Source organism: Mycobacterium sp. PO1 (assembly GCF_017312405.1).
In the GTDB taxonomy this organism is placed as follows: domain Bacteria; phylum Actinomycetota; class Actinomycetes; order Mycobacteriales; family Mycobacteriaceae; genus Mycobacterium.
The window spans coordinates 1-21234 of record NZ_BLTG01000111.1; the positions used below are offsets into that span (position 1 = coordinate 1).

Annotated in this window: 26 protein-coding genes; 19 read left to right on the top strand and 7 right to left on the bottom strand. The window is 68.9% G+C overall.

The window, feature by feature from the left end; translation table 11 throughout:
- The 8 genes from J3476_RS25950 to J3476_RS25985 all read left to right on the top strand — a co-directional run.
- Window positions 1-778 (top strand): VWA domain-containing protein (locus J3476_RS25950; protein WP_207069164.1); only part of this gene is annotated, 778 nt, incomplete at its 5' end.
- Between the two features lie 64 nt (window positions 779-842).
- The gene (locus tag J3476_RS25955) at window positions 843-1565 is read left to right on the top strand and encodes a GntR family transcriptional regulator (protein ID WP_207069165.1); all 723 of its coding nucleotides are present in this window, start codon (window positions 843-845) and stop codon (window positions 1563-1565) included.
- Between the two features lie 73 nt (window positions 1566-1638).
- On the top strand, window positions 1639-2250 hold the full coding sequence (gene nadD / locus J3476_RS25960; protein ID WP_255728387.1) for a nicotinate-nucleotide adenylyltransferase: 612 nt from the start codon (window positions 1639-1641) through the stop codon (window positions 2248-2250).
- Window positions 2247-2645 carry a ribosome silencing factor gene (rsfS, locus tag J3476_RS25965; RefSeq protein WP_207069201.1) on the top strand — a complete coding sequence of 133 codons (399 nt, stop codon included), beginning with the start codon at window positions 2247-2249 and terminating at the stop codon, window positions 2643-2645. Before nadD ends, rsfS begins: the two co-directional genes overlap by 4 nt.
- A complete protein-coding gene (gene gpgP, locus J3476_RS25970; RefSeq protein ID WP_207069167.1) occupies window positions 2642-3319 on the top strand; it encodes a glucosyl-3-phosphoglycerate phosphatase in 678 nt (225 codons plus the stop codon). Before rsfS ends, gpgP begins: the two co-directional genes overlap by 4 nt.
- Complete coding sequence (octT, locus tag J3476_RS25975; protein WP_207069168.1) at window positions 3309-4046, top strand: diglucosylglycerate octanoyltransferase; 738 nt, start codon at window positions 3309-3311, stop codon at window positions 4044-4046. Before gpgP ends, octT begins: the two co-directional genes overlap by 11 nt.
- Window positions 4047-4048: 2 nt before the next feature.
- Entirely contained in the window at window positions 4049-4891 is an 843-nt protein-coding gene (locus J3476_RS25980) for a DegV family protein (RefSeq protein WP_207069169.1), read from the top strand.
- A 100-nt stretch (window positions 4892-4991) separates the two neighbouring features.
- Window positions 4992-5291: a hypothetical protein gene (locus J3476_RS25985; protein WP_207069170.1), complete on the top strand. Its 300-nt coding sequence runs from the start codon at window positions 4992-4994 to the stop codon at window positions 5289-5291.
- A gap of 9 nt (window positions 5292-5300) precedes the next feature.
- Here J3476_RS25985 and J3476_RS25990 read toward each other — a convergent pair whose 3' ends face one another.
- Entirely contained in the window at window positions 5301-6350 is a 1050-nt protein-coding gene (locus J3476_RS25990) for a dihydrodipicolinate reductase (RefSeq protein ID WP_207069171.1), read from the bottom strand.
- Window positions 6351-6381: 31 nt separating this feature from the next.
- Between J3476_RS25990 and J3476_RS25995 the strand changes: the two genes are divergently transcribed.
- Window positions 6382-7188 carry an SDR family NAD(P)-dependent oxidoreductase gene (locus J3476_RS25995; protein WP_207069172.1) on the top strand — a complete coding sequence of 269 codons (807 nt, stop codon included), beginning with the start codon at window positions 6382-6384 and terminating at the stop codon, window positions 7186-7188.
- A gap of 66 nt (window positions 7189-7254) precedes the next feature.
- On the opposite strand, the gene J3476_RS26000 is transcribed toward J3476_RS25995, so the two are convergent.
- From J3476_RS26000 to J3476_RS26010, 3 genes are read right to left on the bottom strand one after another with little or no spacing between them, the layout of a single operon-like run.
- A complete protein-coding gene (locus J3476_RS26000) occupies window positions 7255-8274 on the bottom strand; it encodes an acyl-CoA dehydrogenase family protein (protein WP_207069173.1) in 1020 nt (339 codons plus the stop codon).
- On the bottom strand, window positions 8271-9416 hold the full coding sequence (locus J3476_RS26005; protein ID WP_207069174.1) for an acyl-CoA dehydrogenase family protein: 1146 nt from the start codon (window positions 9414-9416) through the stop codon (window positions 8271-8273). The genes J3476_RS26000 and J3476_RS26005 overlap by 4 nt, the downstream gene beginning before the upstream one ends.
- Window positions 9413-10120 carry a hypothetical protein gene (locus tag J3476_RS26010; RefSeq protein WP_286183796.1) on the bottom strand — a complete coding sequence of 236 codons (708 nt, stop codon included), beginning with the start codon at window positions 10118-10120 and terminating at the stop codon, window positions 9413-9415. Before J3476_RS26010 ends, J3476_RS26005 begins: the two co-directional genes overlap by 4 nt.
- A gap of 111 nt (window positions 10121-10231) precedes the next feature.
- On the opposite strand from J3476_RS26010, the gene J3476_RS26015 reads away from it, so the two are divergent.
- The 5 genes from J3476_RS26015 (at window position 10232) to J3476_RS26035 (ending at window position 14540) form a co-directional block, all read left to right on the top strand.
- A complete protein-coding gene (locus J3476_RS26015; RefSeq protein ID WP_207069175.1) occupies window positions 10232-11062 on the top strand; it encodes a helix-hairpin-helix domain-containing protein in 831 nt (276 codons plus the stop codon).
- Entirely contained in the window at window positions 11059-12534 is a 1476-nt protein-coding gene (locus J3476_RS26020; RefSeq protein ID WP_207069176.1) for a ComEC/Rec2 family competence protein, read from the top strand. The genes J3476_RS26015 and J3476_RS26020 overlap by 4 nt, the downstream gene beginning before the upstream one ends.
- A 26-nt stretch (window positions 12535-12560) precedes the next feature.
- Complete coding sequence (gene holA / locus J3476_RS26025; RefSeq protein WP_207069202.1) at window positions 12561-13502, top strand: DNA polymerase III subunit delta; 942 nt, start codon at window positions 12561-12563, stop codon at window positions 13500-13502.
- A gap of 217 nt (window positions 13503-13719) precedes the next feature.
- Complete coding sequence (locus J3476_RS26030) at window positions 13720-14202, top strand: SRPBCC family protein (RefSeq protein WP_207069177.1); 483 nt, start codon at window positions 13720-13722, stop codon at window positions 14200-14202.
- 2 nt (window positions 14203-14204) lie between these two features.
- Window positions 14205-14540 (top strand): metalloregulator ArsR/SmtB family transcription factor, encoded by a 336-nt coding sequence (locus J3476_RS26035; RefSeq protein WP_207069203.1) that lies wholly within the window; start codon window positions 14205-14207, stop codon window positions 14538-14540.
- A 23-nt stretch (window positions 14541-14563) separates the two neighbouring features.
- Here J3476_RS26035 and rpsT read toward each other — a convergent pair whose 3' ends face one another.
- Window positions 14564-14824, bottom strand: a complete 261-nt coding sequence (rpsT, locus tag J3476_RS26040) for a 30S ribosomal protein S20 (RefSeq protein ID WP_207069178.1) — start codon at window positions 14822-14824, stop codon at window positions 14564-14566.
- A 146-nt stretch (window positions 14825-14970) separates the two neighbouring features.
- Here rpsT and J3476_RS26045 point away from each other — a divergent pair, with 146 nt between their 5' ends.
- The 3 genes from J3476_RS26045 to J3476_RS26055 are packed head-to-tail and all read left to right on the top strand — an operon-like array spanning window position 14971 to window position 18542.
- Window positions 14971-16710: a circularly permuted type 2 ATP-grasp protein gene (locus tag J3476_RS26045; protein WP_286183797.1), complete on the top strand. Its 1740-nt coding sequence runs from the start codon at window positions 14971-14973 to the stop codon at window positions 16708-16710.
- Between the two features lie 15 nt (window positions 16711-16725).
- Window positions 16726-17700: an alpha-E domain-containing protein gene (locus tag J3476_RS26050; protein ID WP_207069204.1), complete on the top strand. Its 975-nt coding sequence runs from the start codon at window positions 16726-16728 to the stop codon at window positions 17698-17700.
- A gap of 2 nt (window positions 17701-17702) precedes the next feature.
- Window positions 17703-18542, top strand: coding sequence for a transglutaminase family protein (locus J3476_RS26055; protein ID WP_207069180.1), 840 nt, complete (start codon window positions 17703-17705; stop codon window positions 18540-18542).
- 33 nt (window positions 18543-18575) lie between these two features.
- Here J3476_RS26055 and J3476_RS26060 read toward each other — a convergent pair whose 3' ends face one another.
- Window positions 18576-19433, bottom strand: a complete 858-nt coding sequence (locus J3476_RS26060; RefSeq protein WP_207069181.1) for a ribonuclease Z — start codon at window positions 19431-19433, stop codon at window positions 18576-18578.
- Between the two features lie 109 nt (window positions 19434-19542).
- Here J3476_RS26060 and J3476_RS26065 point away from each other — a divergent pair, with 109 nt between their 5' ends.
- Together J3476_RS26065 and J3476_RS26070 are read left to right on the top strand one after the other, a co-directional pair.
- Window positions 19543-19971 (top strand): CBS domain-containing protein, encoded by a 429-nt coding sequence (locus tag J3476_RS26065; protein WP_207069182.1) that lies wholly within the window; start codon window positions 19543-19545, stop codon window positions 19969-19971.
- A gap of 4 nt (window positions 19972-19975) precedes the next feature.
- The gene (locus tag J3476_RS26070; RefSeq protein WP_286183798.1) at window positions 19976-20590 is read left to right on the top strand and encodes a GNAT family N-acetyltransferase; all 615 of its coding nucleotides are present in this window, start codon (window positions 19976-19978) and stop codon (window positions 20588-20590) included.
- Window positions 20591-20599: 9 nt separating this feature from the next.
- Here the strand turns inward: J3476_RS26070 and J3476_RS26075 are convergent, their stop codons facing one another.
- The gene (locus tag J3476_RS26075) at window positions 20600-21172 is read right to left on the bottom strand and encodes a type II toxin-antitoxin system PemK/MazF family toxin (protein ID WP_207069183.1); all 573 of its coding nucleotides are present in this window, start codon (window positions 21170-21172) and stop codon (window positions 20600-20602) included.
- Window positions 21173-21234: the final 62 nt, after the last annotated feature.

Genomic DNA, 21234 nt, shown 5'->3' on the forward strand with positions numbered 1-21234 from the left:
GGGCCGCGAACCCGTCCAGACCTACGGTGTCCCTCAACTGGCCGAGAACGTCGAGTTCCTGCGTGCCTCCGGCGAACAACTCCGCCAGATGCGCCGCGTGGTGGCACCGCTGGCCCGCACCTTGGCCACCCGGCTGGCCGCCCGGCGGCGCCGCTCCCGGGCCGGGGAGATCGATCTGCGCAAGACGCTGCGCAAGTCGATGTCCACCGGCGGGGTGCCGATCGACGTCGTGCTGAAGAAACCCCACCCGGCCCGCCCGGAACTGGTCGTGCTGTGCGACGTGTCCGGCTCGGTCGCCGGGTTCAGCCATTTCACCCTGTTGCTGGTGCATGCGCTGCGCCAGCAGTTCTCCCGGGTGCGGATCTTCGCCTTCATCGACACCACCGACGAGGTCACCGAGCTGTTCGGCCCCGACGCCGACCTCGCGGTCGCGGTGCAGCGCATCACTCGGGAGGCAGGGGTCTACACCCGCGACGGCCACTCCGACTACGGGCACGCGTTCGTGTCGTTTCTCAACGACTTCCCGAACGTGCTCTCGCCGCGCAGCTCGCTGCTGGTACTCGGGGACGGCCGCAACAACTACCGCAACCCCGAAACAGAGTTGCTTTCACACATGGTCAACGCCAGCAGGCATGCGCATTGGCTCAATCCCGAACCGCGCCACCTGTGGGGCAGCGGCGACTCGGCGGTCCCGCGCTACGAAGACGTCATCACGATGCACGAATGCCGGTCGGCCAAACAGCTGGCATCGGTCATCGACGCTCTGCTGCCCGTCTGAACCCACAGCTGTTTTTCAGCTGACGCTGCCGTTTATTCGTCGGTCACGCGGCTACGCTGCAGAGATGCCCGCAGGCACACCGTTGTATCTGCTGCTCGCAGCCGAGGTGCGGGACCGGATCGCGACCGAGCAGCTCGCTCCGCACACCGCGGTGCCGTCCGAACGTGAACTCGCCGAACTGCACGGCGTCAGCCGGATGACCGCACGACAAGCCCTCGCCCTGCTGGAGAGCGAAGGGCTGGTGTACCGCAATCCGCCGCGCGGCACGTTCGTCGCCGAACCCCGCGTCCGGTTCCACATCGGCAGCTTCTCCGAAGAGGTCGCCCGGATGGGGCGGCGACCTGCCGCCCAACAGCTGGGTGCCGACCTTCAGCAGGTCACTCCCGCGGTCGGCCACGCAATGGGACTGACCGACGACGCGTGGGTGCACGTGTTCCACCGACTGAGAACCGTCGACGACGTCCCGTTCGCGCTGGAGACCACCTATCTGCCCGCCGAGCTGACTCCGGGCATCCTCGACGAGTCCGAACAGGGATCGCTGTGGGAGGCGCTGCGGTCGCGGTACGGCGTGCAACTCGCCCGCTCGACAGCGGTGCTCGAGTCGATCGTGCTGGACGACGCCACCAGCATGCGGCTCGGTGTGCGCGCCGGGGCGGCCGGGACTCTGCTGATCCGGCGCACCGAGGACGTCACCGGCCGGTGCGTGGAGTACGGCCGCGACATCTACCGCGCCGACCGGGTCGCATTCGAGGTCTGCGAGTCGATCGGCTCGCTGTTCTCGGTCTGAGCTGTCCGGCTCCGCCCTTTTCGGTCCCGTAAGCTCGCTAGTCGTGCAGGCAGGTGGCCGACGGCAGAGAAGGCTGGGCGTGATGGGTGGGACGTTCGATCCCATCCACAACGGCCACCTCGTCGCGGCCAGTGAGGTCGCTGACCTGTTCGACCTCGACGAGGTGCTGTTCGTACCGACCGGGCAACCGTGGCAGAAGCGCAGCCGACCGGTCACCGCCGCCGAGGACCGCTATCTGATGACCGTCATCGCCACCGCGTCCAACCCCCGGTTCTCCGTCAGCCGGGTCGACATCGACCGCGGCGGACCGACCTACACCAAGGACACGCTGCGTGACCTGCGCCGGGCCAACCCCGACGCCGACCTGTACTTCATCACCGGCGCCGACGCGCTCGCCTCGATCCTGTCCTGGCAGAACTGGGAGGAGCTGTTCGCCCTGGCCAGTTTCATCGGTGTCAGCCGGCCCGGCTATGAACTGGACGGCAAGCACATCTCGGCCGCGATGGCCGAACTGCCGGACGACGCCCTGCACCTCGTCGAGGTCCCCGCGCTGGCCATCTCGTCGACGGACTGCCGGGTCCGCGCCGAGCGGGCCAGGCCCATCTGGTATCTCGTCCCCGACGGGGTGGTGCAGTACGTCGCCAAACGCAACCTCTACGTCAAAACCGAAGGAGATCGCCCCTGACCGCCTCAGCTGAAGCCCTCGACATGGCCACCGTCGCCGCCCGCGCGGCCGCCGCCAAGCTCGCCGACGACGTCGTCGTCATCGACGTCTCCGACGAGCTCGTCATCACCGACTGTTTCGTCATCGCCTCGGCGTCCAACGAACGCCAGGTCAACGCCATCGTCGACGAGGTCGAAGAGAAGATGCGCCTGGCCGGGCACAAACCCGCGCGCCGCGAAGGCACCCGGGAAGGACGCTGGACCCTGCTCGACTACGTCGACATCGTCGTCCACATCCAGCACCAGGACGAGCGCAACTTCTATGCGCTCGACCGGCTGTGGCGGGACTGCCCGACGGTGCCGGTGGACCTCGACGAGGCCGCCGGCGCTGCGGACACCACGGAGGACCGGGGATGAGGGTCCGTCGACTCGTCATGCTCCGCCACGGGCAGACCGAGTGGAACGCCGGCAGCCGCATGCAGGGCCAGATCGACACCGACCTGACCGACCTCGGTCGCCAGCAGGCCGACGCGGCCGCCGAACTGCTCGCCAAGCGACAACCGTTGCTGATCGTCTCCTCGGATCTGCGCCGCGCACTCGACACCGCCGTCGCCCTCGGCGACCGCAGCGGCCAGCCCGTCAGCATCGACACCCGGCTGCGGGAAACCCATCTGGGCGACTGGCAGGGCATGACCCACGTGGAGGTCGACGACGTCTCGCCCGGGGCGAGGCTGGCCTGGCGTGACGATGCGCGATGGGCCCCGCACGGCGGCGAGAGCCGCGTCGACGTGGCCGACCGCAGCGTGCCGCTGGTGCGTGAGCTGGTCGCGCAGCAAGTGGGCTGGGGGGTCGAGGACCCCGACCGGCCGGTGGTACTGGTGGCGCACGGCGGGCTGATCGCCGCGCTGACCGGTGCGCTGCTGGGCCTGCCGGTGGACAACTGGCCGGTGCTCGGCGGCATGGGGAATGCGAGCTGGGTACAGCTGGCCGGGCACACCCGCGCCGACGGGGACCCGGCGTCCTACGACGACATCCGATGGCGTCTGGACGTGTGGAACGCCTCGGCGCAGGTCGCCAGCGATGTGCTCTGAGCGCGCCAGGACGCTGCTGGTCTTCTGTGACTCGCTGTCGTACTACGGCCCCACCGGTGGGCTGCCCTCCGACGACCCGCGCATCTGGCCCAACATCGTGGCCGACCAGCTGGGTTGGCGGCTGGAGCTCATCGGCCGGATCGGCTGGACCAGCCGTGACGTCTGGTGGGCCGCCACCCAGGACCCGCGCTCGTGGGCGGCGCTGCCCAGCGCCGGCGCGGTGGTCTTCGCGACCTCGGGAATGGATTCGCTGCCGTCGCCCCTGCCGACCGCACTGCGTGAGATGATCCGCTATGTACGGCCGCCGCGGCTGCGCCGCTGGGTGCGCGACGGCTACGGCTGGGCACAGCCCCGGCTGTCTCCGGTCGCCCGGGCCGCCCTGCCGCCGCACCTGACCGTCGAGTACCTCGAAATGACGAGGGCGGCAATCGACTTCAACCGACCCGGAATACCGATGGTCGCCTCGTTGCCGTCGGTGCACATCGCCGACACCTACGGCCGGGCCCACCACGGCCGCCCCGGCACCGTCGCGGCCCTCACCCGGTGGGCCGCCGAGCGCCGAGTGCCGCTGGTCGATCTCAAGGCCGCCGTTGCCGAGCACGTGCTCGGCGGCCGCGGCAACCCCGACGGCATCCATTGGAACTTCGAAGCGCATCAGGCAGTGGCCGAGCTGATGGTCAAAGGACTCGCCGAAGCCGGTGTCCACGTGGCGGATTCGCGCGGCTGACCATGTCGGTAGTGGTGGTCAGCGACTCGTCCTCGCGGTTGGGGGCCGACGAACGCAAACAGTGGAACATCCGCGAAGTCCCATTGCACGTGCTGGTCGAGGACCAGGACCTGCGCGACGGTGTCGACGAGATTCCCTACGACATCCACGACCGGGCCAAGGTCACCACCGCAGGGGCGACTCCGGCCGAGCTGACCGAGACCTACCGTCAGGCGCTGGCCGACAGCGGCGGCGACGGGGTGGTCGCCGTGCATCTGTCGTCGGCACTGTCGAGCACCTACAGCGCCGCGGTCAGCGCGTCGCGGGAATTCGGTGCCGCGGTGCGGGTCGTCAACTCCCGGTCGGCGGCGATGGGGGTGGGGTTCGTCGCGAAGGCGGCCGCCCGCAGCGCTGCCGCCGGTGCGGACTTGGATACCGTCGAGGATGCCGCGCGGGCGGCGTTGACCCGCACCCATGTCTTCCTGGTCGTGCACCGGCTGGACAACCTGCGCCGCAGCGGGCGGATCAAGACCGCGGCCTCCTGGCTCGGCACCGCATTGTCGCTCAAACCGCTGTTGCGTCTGGACGTCGACGGGCGGCTGGTGCTGGACCAGCGCATCCGTACCGTCACCAAGGCCCATGCCGCGATGGTCGAGCGGGTCGCCGAGGTGGTGGGGGACCACGGCGCCGACGTCGTCGTCCACCACGTCGACAACCACGACGCCGCCGACGAACTCGGTGCGGCGCTGACCCGCCGACTGCCGCAGCTGTCCTCGCTCACGGTCGCCGACATGGGTCCGCTGCTGTCGGTGCATGTGGGAGCCGGGGCGGTGGGCGTCGCGGTGCACGTGGCGGCCCAGCACTGAGCACTCGCCGCGATTGTCACGGTGTCGAACGTTCAAGACGCCGAATTTCCGGTTACCCGGACGGTAGCGTCAGCGCCACCCCGGGTGACAGGAGACGACCATGAGGCACTGCATCGTCGCAGCACTGAGCGTGATGCTGATGGCCGTCGCGGGTCTGTTCACCGCAGCACCACACGCTCGGGCGGGCTGCTTCCCCGGAGGCGCACCCGGGGTCATCAACAAGTGCGACGGGCCGGTGCAGGCGGACGGGACGTGGCAGCGCTGCGTCGCAGTGGCCAAATACGTGCCGCGGGGGTTCAGCTCCTACCTGGTGCCGGAGCGGCACTGCGATGTGATGAGCGCCGGGCGCCTCCACCCCAACCCAGAATTCGCCAACCCGCCCACGCACATCCCCGGCTGAGCGGGCCGGTCACACCGCCGAGCGTCCGGTGATGGGCGGCAGGTCGGCCAGCGTGACGATCCCCGGCAGGGCGGCGACCACAGCGGGCACCGCATTGGTCACCGGCATGGCCGTGTAGATCATGCCCAACCCCATGAAGCCGGGCTCGGTCCAGTCCTTGGGTGGTAGGCAGTGCAGCACCGTGCGCATGTTGGGCAGCCCGAACACCTGGATGACGTGTCCGTGCTCGAGCGGCTTGGGCGGGGTCACGTGGTAGCCCATGATCCAGTTGAACCCGACACTGACGATGTTGTGGTCGCCCACCCAGCCGCGGTGGTAGCCGTGCACTCCGGCGACCGTGCCCTTCGGGATCTGCATGAACCCCAGATCGCTGTCGTCGGTGGCCTCGGTGAAGGTGACGTCGAAGGTGATCCGGTCCAGGGTTGCGCCGATGGCATCGGCCATCATCGCCGCCGACTCGGCGAACACCTCGCTTTCGCGGCGCACGCTCTCGGCCAGCCCGGGGGTGCCGGGGTCCTGGGAGAACCCCATCGCGGTCTGGGTTCCCGCCGACTCGTAGGTGGAGCAGTCCACCGATTCGGTGATCCGGATCTCGTCGACCCGCTCGCACGCACCGGAGACCACCATGCCGACCAGGTTGCTCATGCCGGGGTGCGCGCCGCTGCCGAAGATCGTCGAACCACCCTTCTCACACGCTTTCCGGATCCGCCCGAGGTCTTCGGGTGACTGCTTGCCGCCGGTGATCCAGGCCGCCGAGGAACACACGTTGACACCGGACTCCAGCAGCGCGACCAGTTCGTCGATGCTGGGCCACAACGGGTTGTAACAGCACGCGTCGGGACGCAACGAGATCAGTGCGTCGATGTCGTCGGTCGCCGTGATCCCGGTCGGCTCCGGCCACCCCGCCAGCTCGGCGGCGTCCACGCCCACCTTGTCCGCGCCGTGGGCATAGACGCCGACGAGCTCCATGTCGTCGCGTCCGATGATCGCGTGCAGCGAGCGTCGCCCGATGTTGCCTGTCGTCCACTGGATCACGCGTAACTGTCGGTCTGTCGGCATGGAATCAAGCTACCGCCTCTATGGTGGCCTGATGGGTGACACCGCACCGGTTGCCGTCGTGACCGGAGCCAGCCGCGGCGCCGGACGGGGCATCGCGACCGCACTCGCCGACCGCGGGTGGCAGGTGTACGGCACGGGTCGAACCGTCGTCGACGACCAGGGCTGGGGGACCGGAGTTCAGCTCGACCACCGGGACGACGACGCCGTCGGCAGGCTGTTCGACCGCGTCGCCGCCGAGCGCGGACGGCTGGATCTACTGGTGAACAACGCCGCCGCCATCTCTGACGACCTGGTGTCGGCCAAGCCGTTCTGGCAGAAACCGCGCGAGCTGGCCGACGTTCTCGATGTGGGTTTGCGGTCGTCCTACGTCGCGGCCTGGCACGCCGCACCGCTGCTGCTCGAGCGGCCCCGCGGCCTGATCGTGTTCACCTCGTCGCCGGGCTCGGTGTGCTACATGCACGGCCCCGCCTACGGCGCGCAGAAAGCAGGCGCCGACAAGATGGCTGCCGACATGGCAGTGGACTTCCGTGACACCACGGTGGCGACGGTGTCGATCTGGATGGGCATCCTGTTGACCGACAAGCTCCGGTCGGCGTTCGACGGCAACCCCGACGCGCTCGAACGCTTCGCCGAGCAGGCCGAGACGCCGGAGTTCACCGGCCGGGTCATCGACGCGCTGTTCAGCGATCCGGCATTGGTCGAGCTGAGCGGGCAGACGCTGATCGGCGCCGAACTGGCCGACCGCTACGGAATCACCGACAGCGGTGGACGCACGCCGCCGTCGCACCGGCAGATGCTCGGCGCGCCACGGGTGCCGAGCACCGTCGTCGTGCGTTGAGGCAGCCCTGCGTTGAGGGGGTCCCGCGTTGACGTGGTCGTGCGTTGAGGTGGTGGCGCGCCGAGCTCAGGGGCAGATCAGGCTCCAGAGTCCGCCGGCGCCGGCGCGTACCGCCATGTCGGTGACCTGGTCGTCCCAGTACCGCACCGATCCGAACTCTGCGCGCCAGGACAGCGCGGCGCGGGTGTACTCGTGCAGCCGATGCTCGCGGGTGGTGCCGATCGCGCCGAGGACCTGATGGGCGTTGCGCACCACCACCGACGCGGCATGGCCGGTGCACGAGCGCGCGGACGCCACCAGGAATTCGACGTGCCCGCCGGCCCAGTCCGCACCGACAGCGGCCGCCAGCGCCGCCTCGGTCGCCGAACGCGCCAGTGCCGCCTCCCCGGCGACGTCGGAGATGAGGTGTTGCACCGCTTGGAATTTCGCCAGCGGGCGGCCGAACTGCTCGCGGGATGTCGCATGCTCGATGCACAAGGCCAACGCCTGGTCCAGGGCCGCGCAGACCTGGATGGAGCGGACCATCGCGGACTTCAGTCGCATGTGCGACACCAGATCCTCGGAGATCGGCGCACCCTCGAGTGCGGCGACGTCGACGGCGACGGTGTCGCGCGGTTCGCCGATCATGTTGGCGCCGGCGGTGAGCGTCATCTGGTCGGCACTGACATCGCAGACAGCGTGCCCGTCGCCGGTGGGGTGCACCACGACCATCCGCTGGGCCTGCGACGCCCACGGCACACCCGTCGCCGTGCCCCGCTCGTCGACCACCGCCACGGTGCGCACTGCGGCGTCGGTGGGCAACCCCGCCGCCTGCAACAGCCAACAGGCCAGAAGGTCATGCTCTGCCAACGGGATTCGGACCCCGTGGCGTACGGCGGCGGACAGCAGCTCGGCGGCCTCGTGCCAACCGGCCCCGCTCCCACCGGACTCCTCGGAACCGGTGAGCCGGACCAGGCCGAGGTCGTCGAGCCGGCGCCACAGGTCGGCGTCGAGCGCCACCTCGGCCGGCCGTTCCGACGCGGCGTACTCGGCGAACACCGCATCCATCATGTCCGTCAGGGCCGGATCGACGTCGGTCATCGTCATCGCAGTCCCAATCCCCGTGCGATCACACCGTGCAGCACTTCGTTCGTGCCCCCGCGCAACGTGAAGCCGGGGCGTTGATCGACCGCCGCGGCGGCGAGCTCGGAGAAGGACGCGCCGGCGGTGCCGTCGTCGTTGAGGTGGGCGAACTCGGCGATGTCGCCTTCGGTGGTGGTGCCGAGCACCTTGACGACCGCGGCGGGGACATCGGCGGGTTCGTGTCGTTCGAGGGCGCCGGCGACCGCGGAAGACATCTGGTGCAGGCCCGCGACCCGGGCCACCAACCGGCCGAGGTCGGGATCGCGCGGAATCTGCCCAGCCGCTACGTGTGCGGCGCAGGCGTCGAGCACGGCGAACGTCGACAGCACCCGCTCGGGGCCGCTGCGTTCGTAGGCCAGCTCCGACGTGACCTGCTGCCAGCCTGCGCCGATCTCCCCGAACACCATCTCGTCGGGGACGAACGCACCGTCGAGGATCACCTCGTTGAAGTGGTGGGCACCGGTCATCGAGATGATCGGCCGGATCTCGACGCCCGCTCCGCGCAGATCGACGATGAACTGGCTCAGCCCGGCGTGACGGTGTGCCGGGTCGACCGCGGCGGTGCGGGCCAGCGCGATGAACGCGTGCGCATGATGGGCCCCTGAGGTCCACACCTTGGTCCCGGTCAGCGACCAGCCACCGTCGACACGCTCGGCGCGGGTGCGCACGCTGGCCAGGTCCGAGCCCGAATCGGGTTCGCTCATCCCGATCGCGAAGAAACACTCGCCGGCGACGATCTTGGGCAGGAACTCCCTGCGCTGGTTCTCGGTGCCGTACTTCAGCAGTGACGGGACCACCTGGCGGTCGGCGAACCAGTGCGCGGCCATCGGGGCGCCGGCGGCCAGCAGCTCCTCGGTGACGACGAATCGGTCCAGAAACGACCGGCCGTGCCCGCCGTATTCGACCGGCACCGTCATGCCGAGCCAGCCCTGTGCGGCCAGCGCCGCGGTGAACTTCTCGTCCCATCCGCACAACCACCCGTCGATCGACGGGGTGAACGCGCCGGCGGCCAGCTGGTCGGCGACGAACCGACGTACCTCGTGCCGCAGGTCGGTCCCGGCTGTCGGGTCGGTTGTCGAGCGGGGTACCAATCGAGGCAGGGTCATCGCTCTCCTACGGGTTCGGTGGCGGCTTCCGGTTCGGCGGCGGCGTCGGCGGGTTCGGGTTCAGCACGCCCGTCGGCGGTGCCGGGTTCTGCCGACGTGGCGGGCTCGATGGACCGGTCGCCCTGTTGGGACAGGGCGATCCCGAGCCCCAGGAAGAACGCGGCCGTCAATGTGCCGCCCAGATAGTGGTTCATCGGGCCGCCGGGGGAGATGAAGCTGCCGGGCGGTCCGATGATCGTGATGGTTTCGATGAGCTGCTCGACCGTGAATATCGCGGCGCCGGTGCCGAGCCAGCGCGGGAGGCGGTCTTCGTTGGCCCACAACAGGATCGGGACTGCGACGCAGATGGCGGCGATGGTGGCGGTCGGGAGCCAGAAGAACCTGACGTCCTCGATGGCCAGGGCGGTCTCGGCGGGCACCTGGTTCGGGCGGAGCGACGCCCCGCCGGTGAACCAGATCGCCACGCACATCTGTGCCACCAGCAGCGTCGACCCGATCGTGAACAGGTGCGCGGGCGGGCCGCCGAGCTGGTCGCGGGCGAAGGCGAGCAGAACTGCCAGCGCCAGGGCGGCGAAGATCAGCAGCAGCGCCTGCACGCGCAGCACACCGGGGTCGGATCCGGGCAGCGCATGCAGCACCACCACCGCCGCCGCGTAGAGCACCGCGAACGCGATACCGGCGATCATCGGGGCTCGACGGTTCATATGCGGCAATGCTAGCCACCGCCGTCCCCAAAGCCGAGTTCATCCCCAGGTTGAGCAGTGCGACGAGGTATCGCGGCGTAGGGGTCGCACGCCGGACCTAGCGTCAGCGGCATGCCGACCGAACTGCCCGCCGATCGCTTGCGCCGGCGCTTGGGCGCCGACGATTCCGACGCCACCGTGGGTGACGACGGCGAGGACGACCCCGATGCGTCCCTGACGCGGTGGCTGCCGGACTCGCCGCCCGCCGCGGGTTCCGCGGCATGGCTGGCCCGTATCCGGGCGGATCCGGGCCGCGCCGGCATCGTGGCGCTCGGCGCGGTCGGCGCGGTCGCCGTCCTGGTGACGGTGCTGACGCTGGTGGGGGACCGTTCGCCGGCGGTCGTGTCGGCCAAGCTGCCGCCCGTGGAGCCGGCGTCGTCGGCGGCCGCGATGCCGGCGCCCGAAGCCGCCGAGCCCGTCGTGGTCAGTGTCGTCGGGTTGGTGCACACCCCGGGTCTGGTCACCCTCGAGCCGGGCGCACGCATCGCTGATGCGCTCGATGCAGCCGGCGGCGCTCTCGACGGCGCCGACATGCTCGGCCTGAACATGGCCAGGAGGGTCGCCGACGGTGAACAGATCGTGGTCGGAATCGGTGCGCTCCCGGGCCAGCCGACCGAGATGGGCAGCTCGGTCGTCGCCGGCGCAGACAGCGCTGCCGGCGCCGCCGCCGCGGGCCCGCCGGCATCGGCAGCGCCGGGTGGTCCGACGGCGCCGGTCGATCTGAACACGGCCACGGTGGAGCAGCTCGACACGCTGCCGGGCATCGGTCCGGTCACCGCGGCGGCCATCGTGTCATGGCGCGACAGCAACGGCCGCTTCACCAGCGTCGATCAACTCGGCGAGGTCGACGGCATCGGCCCGGTCCGGTTGGCCAAACTGCGCGACCTCGTGCTCGTGGGATGACTCTCGTCGATCTGCGGCTGGTCCCGGCGGCGCTGACGAGCTGGGCGGTGACTGCTTCGGGTATCTGCTGGTCCTGGCGCGGTGCGCTTCTCGCGGCCGCTGCCGCGGTGGGAATCACCGCCACAACAGGGTGGTGGGCGGCGCGCCGGGACCGCCGCAGGAATCCGGACCTGCGCTCAGTCGCCGCCGGCGCTGCAGCCGTGACGATGGTGGGGTTCGGTTTCGCCGTCGCAGTGGGTCTGCGGGCCGATCATGTACGAGCCCATCCGGTGACCCAGTACTTCGGCAGATCCACCACTGTCATCGTCGCCCCGACGGAGACCCCGCGAATCCTCACCGGTGGCCGGACGATGTTCCGCGCGACGCTGCTGCAGCTGGACGGCGCTCGATCTGGTGGCCGGGTCGTGGTGTTCGCGTCGGGATCGGGGTACGCGGACCTGGTGGTCGGTCAACCCGCTGCGTTCCGCACCGGTGTCAGTCCCCCGACGAGACGTGACCTGACGGTCGCGGTGCTGGCCGCCCGAGGCCCCCCGACGCGGGGCCAACCGGCGCCGGTGCACCAGGTCGCACACCGGATCCGTGCCGTGTTCGCGCAGGCGGCGCGGCTGGTGCTGGACACCGACCAGGCCGCGGTGCTGCCGGCGTTGGTGCTCGGAGACACGTCGGCCGTGCCCGCCTCGGTCACGGCCCAGTTCCGGGTCGCGGGTCTGACACATCTGACCGCCGTGTCGGGCGCCAACGTCACGATCGTGTGCGGCGCGGTGCTGTTGTCGGCGGCGCTGGTGGGTCCGCGGATCGCGGTGCTGCTGGCCGCCGTGGCGCTGCTCGGCTTCGTGGTCGTGGTCCAGCCGTCGGCCAGCGTGCTGCGGGCCGCGGTGATGGCGGCAATCACCCTGCTGGCGGTCGTGACGCGACGCCGGCGTCAGGTGTTGCCCGCGTTGGCGGCCACCGTCGTGGGGCTCATGGTCGCCGCGCCGGAACTGGCCGTCGACGCCGGTTTTGCGCTGTCGGTGTCGGCGACCGCCGCGCTGGTGGTGTTGGCGCCGGTGTGGTCGCGCCGGTTGAGCGGGCGGGGCTGGCCACGACCACTGGCCGACGCGGTCAGTGTGGCGCTGTCGGCGCAGCTGGTCACCGCGCCGCTGGTGGCGGGATTGTCCGGATCGGTGAGCCTGGTGGGGGTGGCGGCGAACTTGCTCGTGGCACCGGTCATACCGCCCATCACTGTGCTCGGTACCGCGGCGGCGGCCTTGTGTCCGCTGTGGCCGGCGGGGGCGCAGCTACTGATCCGGTGCACCGAGCCGCCGGTGTGGTGGCTGCTCACCGTGGCGCGCTACGCCGCCGAGATGCCCGCTGCAGCGGTGCCGGTTCCGTCGGGCGTGCCCGGGGTGGTGACCGTTGCGATCGCGGTAGCCGCGGTTGCCGCGACGTGGCATTGGGCGGTGTCACCGCGGCGTGACACCATCGTGCGGTGAGCCCAGCGACGGACACTGTAACCGGACTGCACCTGATCCTCGGCGACGAGGAACTGCTGGTGGAGCGTGCTGTCGGTGCGGTGCTGCGGCAGGCGCGCGAAGCTGCGGGCACGGCCGACGTCCCCGTCGATCGCCTGCGGGCCGGGGAGGTGAGCGTCAGTGAGCTCGCCGAGCTGTTGAGCCCGTCGTTGTTCGCCGATGAGCGCGTGGTCGTGCTGGAATCAGCCGCCGAAGCCGGTAAGGAGGCGGTCGGGGTCATCGAATCCGCCGCCGCGGATCTGCCGCCGGGCACGCTGCTGGTCGTGGTCCACTCCGGGGGCGGGCGGGCCAAGGCGCTGGCCGACAAGCTCACGAAGCTGGGGGCCGAGGTGCACCCGTGCGCTCGGCTCACCAAGGCGACAGAACGAGCTGACTTCGTGCGCAACGAGTTTCGTGCGCTGCGCGTCAAGGTCGGCGATGACACCGTCGCCGCCGTGATCGAAGCGATCGGCTCCGACATCCGCGAGTTGGCATCGGCCTGCTCGCAGCTGGTCGCCGACACCGATGGCCAGGTCGACGCTGCAGCCGTACGCCGGTATCACTCGGGCCGCGCCGAGGTGAAAGGTTTCGAGATCGCTGACCGTGCCGTGGTCGGCGACGTGGCGGGAGCGGCCGAGGCGCTGCGCTGGGCGATGATCGGCGGCGAACCGCACGTGGTGCTCGCCGACGCACTCGCCGAGGCCGTGCACACCATTGCCCGGGTGGGCCCGCTGTCCGGTGACGCCTACCGGTTGGCCGGTGAACTGGGTATGCCACCGTGGCGGGTGCAGAAAGCGCAGAAGCAGGCGCGCCGATGGTCGCGGGATTCGGTCGCCGAGGCGGTCCGCCTGGTGGCACAGCTGAACGCTGACGTCAAGGGTGCGGCCGCTGATGCCGACTATGCGCTGGAGAGCGCGGTCCGGAGGGTCGCGGAGCTCGTGAGCGACTGATCGGCACGGAGCTTGTGAGCGACTGATCGGCACGGAGCTTGTGAGCGACTGATCGGCACCGAGCTTGTGAGCGACTGATCGGCACCGAGCTTGTGAGCGACTGATCGGCCCCGGCTCGTTGGCTGTCGCGCGTCTCCGTCCGCAACTAAACGTGCAACCGAATGGTTGCACTTAGCTCCGCGTGACTTTAGCGTGATTGGCAACCAGGAGGTTGCGTATGTCGTCGGATCGCATCGAGAAGAGCGCCACACTGAGGGCCGCATTACCGAGGGTGTGGCGGGCGATCAGCGATTCCGCCGAGTTCGGCAGGTGGTTCGGAATGTCGGTGGACGGCCCGTTCGTCGCCGGTCAGACGGTGCACGCCGTGATGGCGCCTACCGAGGTCGACCCCGAGATCGCGGAGCAACAGCGTCCGTATGCGGGAGTGCCCTGTGTCTTGCACATCGTCGCGATGGAACCGCCTCGCCGGTTCGCGTTCCGGTGGAACCCGATACCCGACCCGGAGTTCGCTGACCTGACCACACTGGTCGAGTTCACGCTCGACGACACCGACGACGGTGTTCTGCTACGGATCGTCGAGTCGGGTTTCGACGCTCTGCCGCCCGACAGACGCAGCTCGGCGTTCGACGACAACAGCGAAGGCTGGTCGGCGCAATTGACGATGGTGGCCCGCTACGTCACGGAGGCCCGGTGGGCGTGACCATCCAATCGGATCCGGCACTCGCGGCCAGGATCTTCGACGCGCTCGGAGATCCCAACCGGCTACGGATCGTCGCCCGGCTCTGTGCCGGCGGACCGTCCTCGACGTCGACACTCGCCGCGGCGATTCCAGCCACTCGGCAGGCCGCCGCCAAACATCTGCGACTTCTCGAGTCGACAGGGGTGGTCGACAGCTCCAAGCGCGGACGGGAACGGATCTGGAATGTGCGTACCACGACGCTCTCCGACGTGGTGGACTATCTGGACCAGCTGTCGCGGCAGTGGGACCGCAGAATCGACAGACTCCGCAAGCTCGTCGAGACCGACGAAACGACCTAGACCTTGACGACGATCTCGACGACCTAGATCTTGTTGTAGGCCTGGGCCAGCGCCGACTTGCGGTTGGCCGCCTGGTTGCGGTGGATGACACCCTTGCTGGCGGCCTTGTCGAGCTTGCGGTTGGTCGAGGCCAGCAGCTCGCCGGCCTTGTCCTTGTCGCCGGACTCGACGGCCTGACGGAACCCACGCACGGCCGTGTGAAGTGAGGACTTCACCGACTTGTTGCGCAGACGGCGGCGCTCGTTGGTGCGGATCCGCTTCTCCTGCGACTTGATGTTGGCCACGCGTGTATTCCTTACATAAATCTCGACTGGGTTTACTTGAGTCAGGGGGCGCCCGGTGCGGGCAGCGACTGTTCAGGTTACCAGCGAGCCAGAAATCTCCCAAAGCGAGACCTAGTGGCCTGCCGAAACGGCGGAAATGTTGCAGCATGGCAGTCTGTGCGTTCAGGGCAGCGCGAGGGAGGAGCAGAGGACACTTGGCGACGGAGACGGCACGAATCGCACGCAGTAACTCCAAACCGGTGAAGCGGCACGATGGCGTCTTCGGTGGATACAACAAACTCGGCTCGTACGACCAGGCCTTCGACGAGATGTTCGACGGTCAGGGCAGCGTCCGCGCCCCCTACAAGGGCATTCACTCCGAACTGGCGCCGTCGGACGCCTCCGAACTCGAGGCTCGGGCCGAGGCGCTGGGGCGCGCCTTCATCGACCAGGGCATCACGTTCTCGCTGTCCGGCCAGGAACGCCCGTTCCCGCTGGACCTCGTGCCGCGGGTGATCTCGGCCGCGGAGTGGACCCGGTTGGAGCGCGGGATCCGCCAGCGGGTGCAAGCGCTGGAGATGTACCTCGACGACATCTACGGCGAGCAGGAAATCCTGCGTGACGGTGTCATCCCGCGTCGGCTGATCACCTCCTGTGAGCATTTCCATCGCGAAGCAGTCGGAATCGCCCCGCCCAACGGGGTGCGCATCCACGTGGCGGGCATCGACCTGATCCGTGACGACCAGGGCAATTTCCGGGTGCTCGAGGACAACCTGCGCTCCCCGTCGGGAGTCTCCTACGTCATGGAGAACCGCCGCACGATGGCGCGGGTGTTCCCCAACCTGTTCGCCACCCACCGGGTGCGCGCGGTCGGGGACTACTCGTCGCACCTGCTGCGGGCGCTGCGCAATGCCGCGGCCAACAATGTCGCCGATCCCACGGTCGTCGTGCTGACCCCGGGCGTGTACAACTCGGCGTACTTCGAGCATTCGCTGCTGGCGCGCCAGATGGGCGTCGAACTGGTCGAGGGCCGCGACCTGTTCTGCCGTGACAACACGGTGTACATGCGCACCACCGAGGGTGAGCGTCAGGTCGACGTGATCTATCGCCGCATCGACGACGACTTCCTCGACCCGATGCAGTTCAAGCCCGATTCGGTGCTCGGGGTGGCCGGCATTCTCAACGCCGCGCGCGCGGGCAATGTGGTGATCTCCAGCGCCGTCGGCAACGGTGTCGGTGACGACAAGCTGGTCTACACCTATGTCCCGACGATCATCGAGTACTACCTGGGCGAGAAGCCGCTGCTGGCCAACGTCGACACGTTCCGGTGCTGGCTCGACGAGGAACGCGAGGAAGTGCTCGACCGCATCAACGAACTGGTCATCAAGCCGGTGGAGGGCTCCGGTGGCTACGGCATCGTTTTCGGCCCCGACGCGTCGGAGAAGGAACTGGCCACGATCACCAAGAAGATCATCAACGATCCGCGCGGCTGGATCGCCCAGCCCGTGATGCAGCTGTCCACGGTCCCCACCCAGGTCGACAACCACCTGGCCCCCCGCCACGTCGACCTGCGCCCGTTCGCCGTCAACGATGGCGACGACGTGTGGGTGCTGCCGGGCGGGCTGACCCGCGTCGCGTTGCCCGAGGGCTCGCTGGTGGTGAACTCCAGCCAGGGCGGCGGATCGAAGGACACCTGGGTGCTGGCCTCGCGCACGTCGGGCGCCGATCGGGAACTGGCTGGTGATGAGGTGGTGCGAGCACTGCCGACGTCGGGTAGGTCGGGCGGGGCGAAAACCGCCAAGACGGCGCCGAAGGCGGCGAACAAGAACGGCAAGACGGAGAGCTCGGGCAGCTCGAATCAGCAACAGCAGCAGCAGAACCAGCTGCGGCAGCAGCAACAGCAGTAGAGGGGGTGGATGACCATGTTGGCACGCAACGCAGAGTCGCTCTACTGGATCGGTCGTTATGTCGAACGCGCCGATGACACCGCCCGCATTCTGGATGTGACGGTGCATCAGCTGCTCGAGGATTCCAGCGTCGATCCCGATCAGGCCTCCCGCACGCTGTTGCGGGTGCTGGGCATCGAATCACCCGACGATGAACTCGACGTGTGGTCACTGACCGACATCGTGGCGTTCAGCCGGGACACCTACGGCGGCTGCTCGATCGTCGAGGCAATCTCCGCTGCTCGTGAGAATGCCCGGGGGGCAAGGGAAGTCACGTCCGGTGAGATCTGGGAGTGTCTGAACACCACGTACAACGCGCTGCCTGAACGCGAACGCGCCGCCAAGCGACTGGGCCCGCACGAGTTCTTGTCCTTCGTCGAAGGACGCGCGGCGATGTTCGCCGGGCTGGCGGACTCGACGCTCAGCCGTGACGACGGCTACCGCTTCATGGTTCTGGGTCGAGCCATCGAGCGGGTGGACATGACGGTGCGTCTGCTGTTGTCGCGGGTCGGTGACACGGCGTCGTCCCCGGCGTGGGTGACGCTACTGCGTTGTGCCGGTGCGCACGACACGTATCTGCGGACGTACCGGGGAGCGTTGGACGCCGCCAGGGTGGTCGAATTCATGCTGCTCGACCGGCTCTTCCCGCGCTCGATCTTCCACTCCCTGAAGTTGGCCGAGCACAGCCTCGACGAACTGCTCAACCGTCCGCACGGTCGACTGGGGGCGACCGACGAGGCTCAGCGACTCCTCGGACGCGCGCGCAGCGAGCTGGAGTTCCTGCAGCCGGGCGTGATCCTCGATTCGCTGGAGACCCGCCTGGCCGGGTTGCAGCAGACCTGTTTCGACGTCGGAGAGGCGTTGGCGCTGCAGTACTTCCATTCCGCGCCGTGGGTGGCGTGGACCGACGCCGGTCGCAACGCGTTGGTGATCGAAGAAGGGGAGATCTAGAGATGTGGCGGATGCGTGTGGTGCACGCGACGGGTTATGCCTACAAGTCGCCCGTCACCGCCTCGTTCAACGAGGCGCGGCTGACGCCGCGGTCGGACAACCGCCAGAACGTCATCCTCAACCGGGTCGAAACCGCGCCGGCAACGAGGTCGTACCGGTACGTGGACTACTGGGGCACGGCGGTGACGTCGTTCGATCTGCACGCCCCGCACACCGAACTCGAGGTCATCGCCTCGTCGGTGGTGGAAACCGAGAAGCCGGAATACTCCGAGATCGACATCAGCTGGGAGGATCTCGACACCGAAGCGGTCGTCGACAAGTACGACGAGGTGCTCGCTCCCACCCACTACGTGCCGGCGAGCAAGCGAATCGAGCGGGTGGGTCGCCGGATCGCGAAGTATCACGAACCGGCGCAGGCCGTCATCGAGGCGGTGAGCTGGGTGCGCGACGAACTCAAGTACGTGCCGGGCACCACCGGCGTGCACACCTCGGGTGTGGACGCGCTGCGTGAAGGCAAGGGAGTCTGCCAGGACTTCGCCCATTTGACGTTGATGCTGTTGCGCGGCATGGGAATCCCCTCGAGGTACGTCTCGGGGTATCTGCACCCCAAGCGCAACGCCAAGGTCGGCGACACCGTCGACGGGCAGAGCCACGCCTGGATCCAGGCCTGGACGGGCGAGTGGTGGCATTACGACCCGACCAACAACACCGACATCAACGAGCAGTACATCAGCGTCGGGGTCGGCCGCGACTACGCCGACGTGACCCCGCTGAAAGGTATCTACTCCGGTGAGGGGTCCACCGATCTGGACGTCGTCGTGGAGATCACCAGGCTGGCCTGATCGTCGGGGAACCCCGGGTGTAGGACCCGGGGGTCAGCCCTGGCGGGCGCACACGCCGGGGTGGACCTCCACCCGGTGCAGGTCCTCGCCGATCTCGATCTGGCGGTCGAACACGGTGGCCGCCAACGCCCGCCACTGGTCTTCCTGTCCCGGCGCGATCGGCGGGACGTAGTGGGTCAGGATCAGGATGCCCACCCCGGCGCGGGCTGCGGTGTCGGCAGCCTGCTCGACGGTGGAGTGGTAGTCGCAGATGTCGCGGATGCGCTGCATCGGCATCGCTTCGACGAGATCTTTGCGAATCACGGTGTGAACCAGAGCGCCCGCGCCGGCGGCCAGCGCGTCGAGGGTGGGGCATGGCACCGTGTCACCGGCGAGGACCACCGATGCGCCGTTGTGCTCGACACGGAAGCCGATGGTGGGGGCGACCGGCCGGTGGTCGGTGGGAGCGACGGTGATCGCGACGCCGTCGCGTCCCCACACCACACCGTCGGTGACCTCCTCGACTTCGACAGGCGGAGGCGCCGTCAGATCAGCGTGGTGGGCGATGCGGTACCCGATGTCGGGGCCGAACGCCTTGAGCGTGTTCTCGACGACCTCGGCGGTGCCCGGCGGGCCGATGATCGGCAGCGGCGGCTGGTTGGGGGCGAAGTTGGACACCCATCGGCTGATCAGCACGTCACCGAGGTCGGCGATGTGGTCACTGTGCAGATGGGTCAGCAGCAGCGCGCTGATGGCGTTGGCGCCGATGCCCAACGCCGCGGTGCGCATCAACACTCCACGCCCGCAGTCCACCAGGAAGGTCTGGTCGCCGGCGCGCACGAGCGTCGACGGGCCCGCGCGCCGAGCGTCGGGGATCGGGCTGCCGGTGCCGAGCAGGGTCACTTCGATCATGGCTTTCACCTAACCCTGTTTCCGCGCGGTGTGGGTGCCGGAAACGCCGATTTCGCGGGCGCGAATTGCCTACAGTTGACGGTGCGAAGTCTGACGGGCGGAGAGAGCCATGCGGATATCCGACGTGTTGCGCAACAAGGGTGCGACGGTGGCCACGATCACCCCGGAGACGTCGGTGGCGGGGCTGCTGACCGAGCTTTCGGTGCACAACATCGGTGCGATGGTGGTGGTGTCGCCGGACGGCGTGCTCGGCATCGTCTCCGAACGCGACATCGTTCGCAAGCTCCATGAGGTGGGTGGTGATCTGCTGCGCTGTCCCGTTTCGGAGATCATGACCACGCTGGTGGCCACGTGCGGCCCGGACGACACGGTGGACAGTCTCAGCGCGCTGATGACCCGCAATCGGGTGCGCCACGTCCCGGTCGTCGTGGACGGCCGGTTGACCGGCATCGTGAGCATCGGCGACGTGGTGAAGACCCGCATGGAGGAGCTGGAGCGCGAGCAGCAGCAACTCCAGGCCTACATCACCCAGGGCTGACGAGGTGACGGCCGGCATCGATGTCCACTTCGCGCGTAAACAGGACGTGCCGGCGCTGGCCCGGGTACTCGGCCGGGCGTTCTTCGACGATCCGGTGATGGAGTGGATGCAGCCTCACGACAAGCGCCGCGCTCGGGCATTGCCGCGGGTGTTCTCCGCCATGGCGCGGCATCATTTCCTGGCCGGCGGGGGTGTGCAGGTGGCGCGGCGCGTCGGCGAGATGGGCGGGGCGGCGCTGTGGGATCCGCCCGGGCGCTGGAAGCAGACCCAGGCCGAAGAGTTGCGCATGATGCCGCGGCTGTTGGTGGCGCTGGGCCGCCGGTCCGGGCGGGGGATGGCGATCTCCGAGCTGATGAAGCGGCATCACCCGGAGGAGCCACACTGGTACCTGGCCGTGCTCGGCAGTGACCCGTTCGTGCGCGGCGCGGGGTTCGGAAAGGCATTGATGGAGTCGCGGTTGAGACGCTGTGACGCCGAGGGCGCGCCCTGCTACCTGGAGTCCACCAAGGAGTCCAACGTGCCGTATTACATGCGCTTCGGTTTCGACGTCACCGGGGAGCTGACGATTCCGGGCGGCGGCCCGACCATGTGGCAGATGTGGCGTCCGCCGGCCGGATGAACGGTCGGTTCAGCTCCACGAGTAGTCGGCGCGCAACCGCGCTGCGACCAGATCGAAGATCTCACGCTCCAGAATGGCGCCCTCGCGCCGGATTCCTTCCTCGGGAACGTCGAGGACCCGGTCCAGCCGCACCCAACTGACTCGGCCGTCGTAGTCCCAGGTTCCGCTGCCGATGCTGATCCAGTTCGGGTCGTTGCGGTGATGGTCCTGGCTCGACAGCATCAACCCGAGCAACACGCTGCGGTCGCGGCCCACCACCAGCACCGGACGGTCCTTGCCGCGGCTGGGATCGTCTTCGTAGACCACCCAGGTCCACACGATCTCGCCCGGATCGGCGCGGCCGTCCAGGTCGGGGGAGTAGGCGACGCGGCGGGCCCGGTGCGCGGTCGGAACGAAGTTGCTCGACACCGGCCGGCCGGCAGGTAGGGCGGCGGCCGGCCCGGGCTGCTGGTTGGCCAGGGCATCCAGGCCGATCCGCAGTCCCTGCTGGAGGAGCTTCGGGGCTTCGTTGAACACGAGGTTCTCGGTGCTCTTGATCAAGAACCGCTGGAACGTCTTCAAATACGACGACGAGGACGCCATACCGGCCAAGCATAAGGGGCGCCGCTGTGACACGACGGCGGCGGCGGCCGCCGCCGGGCGGT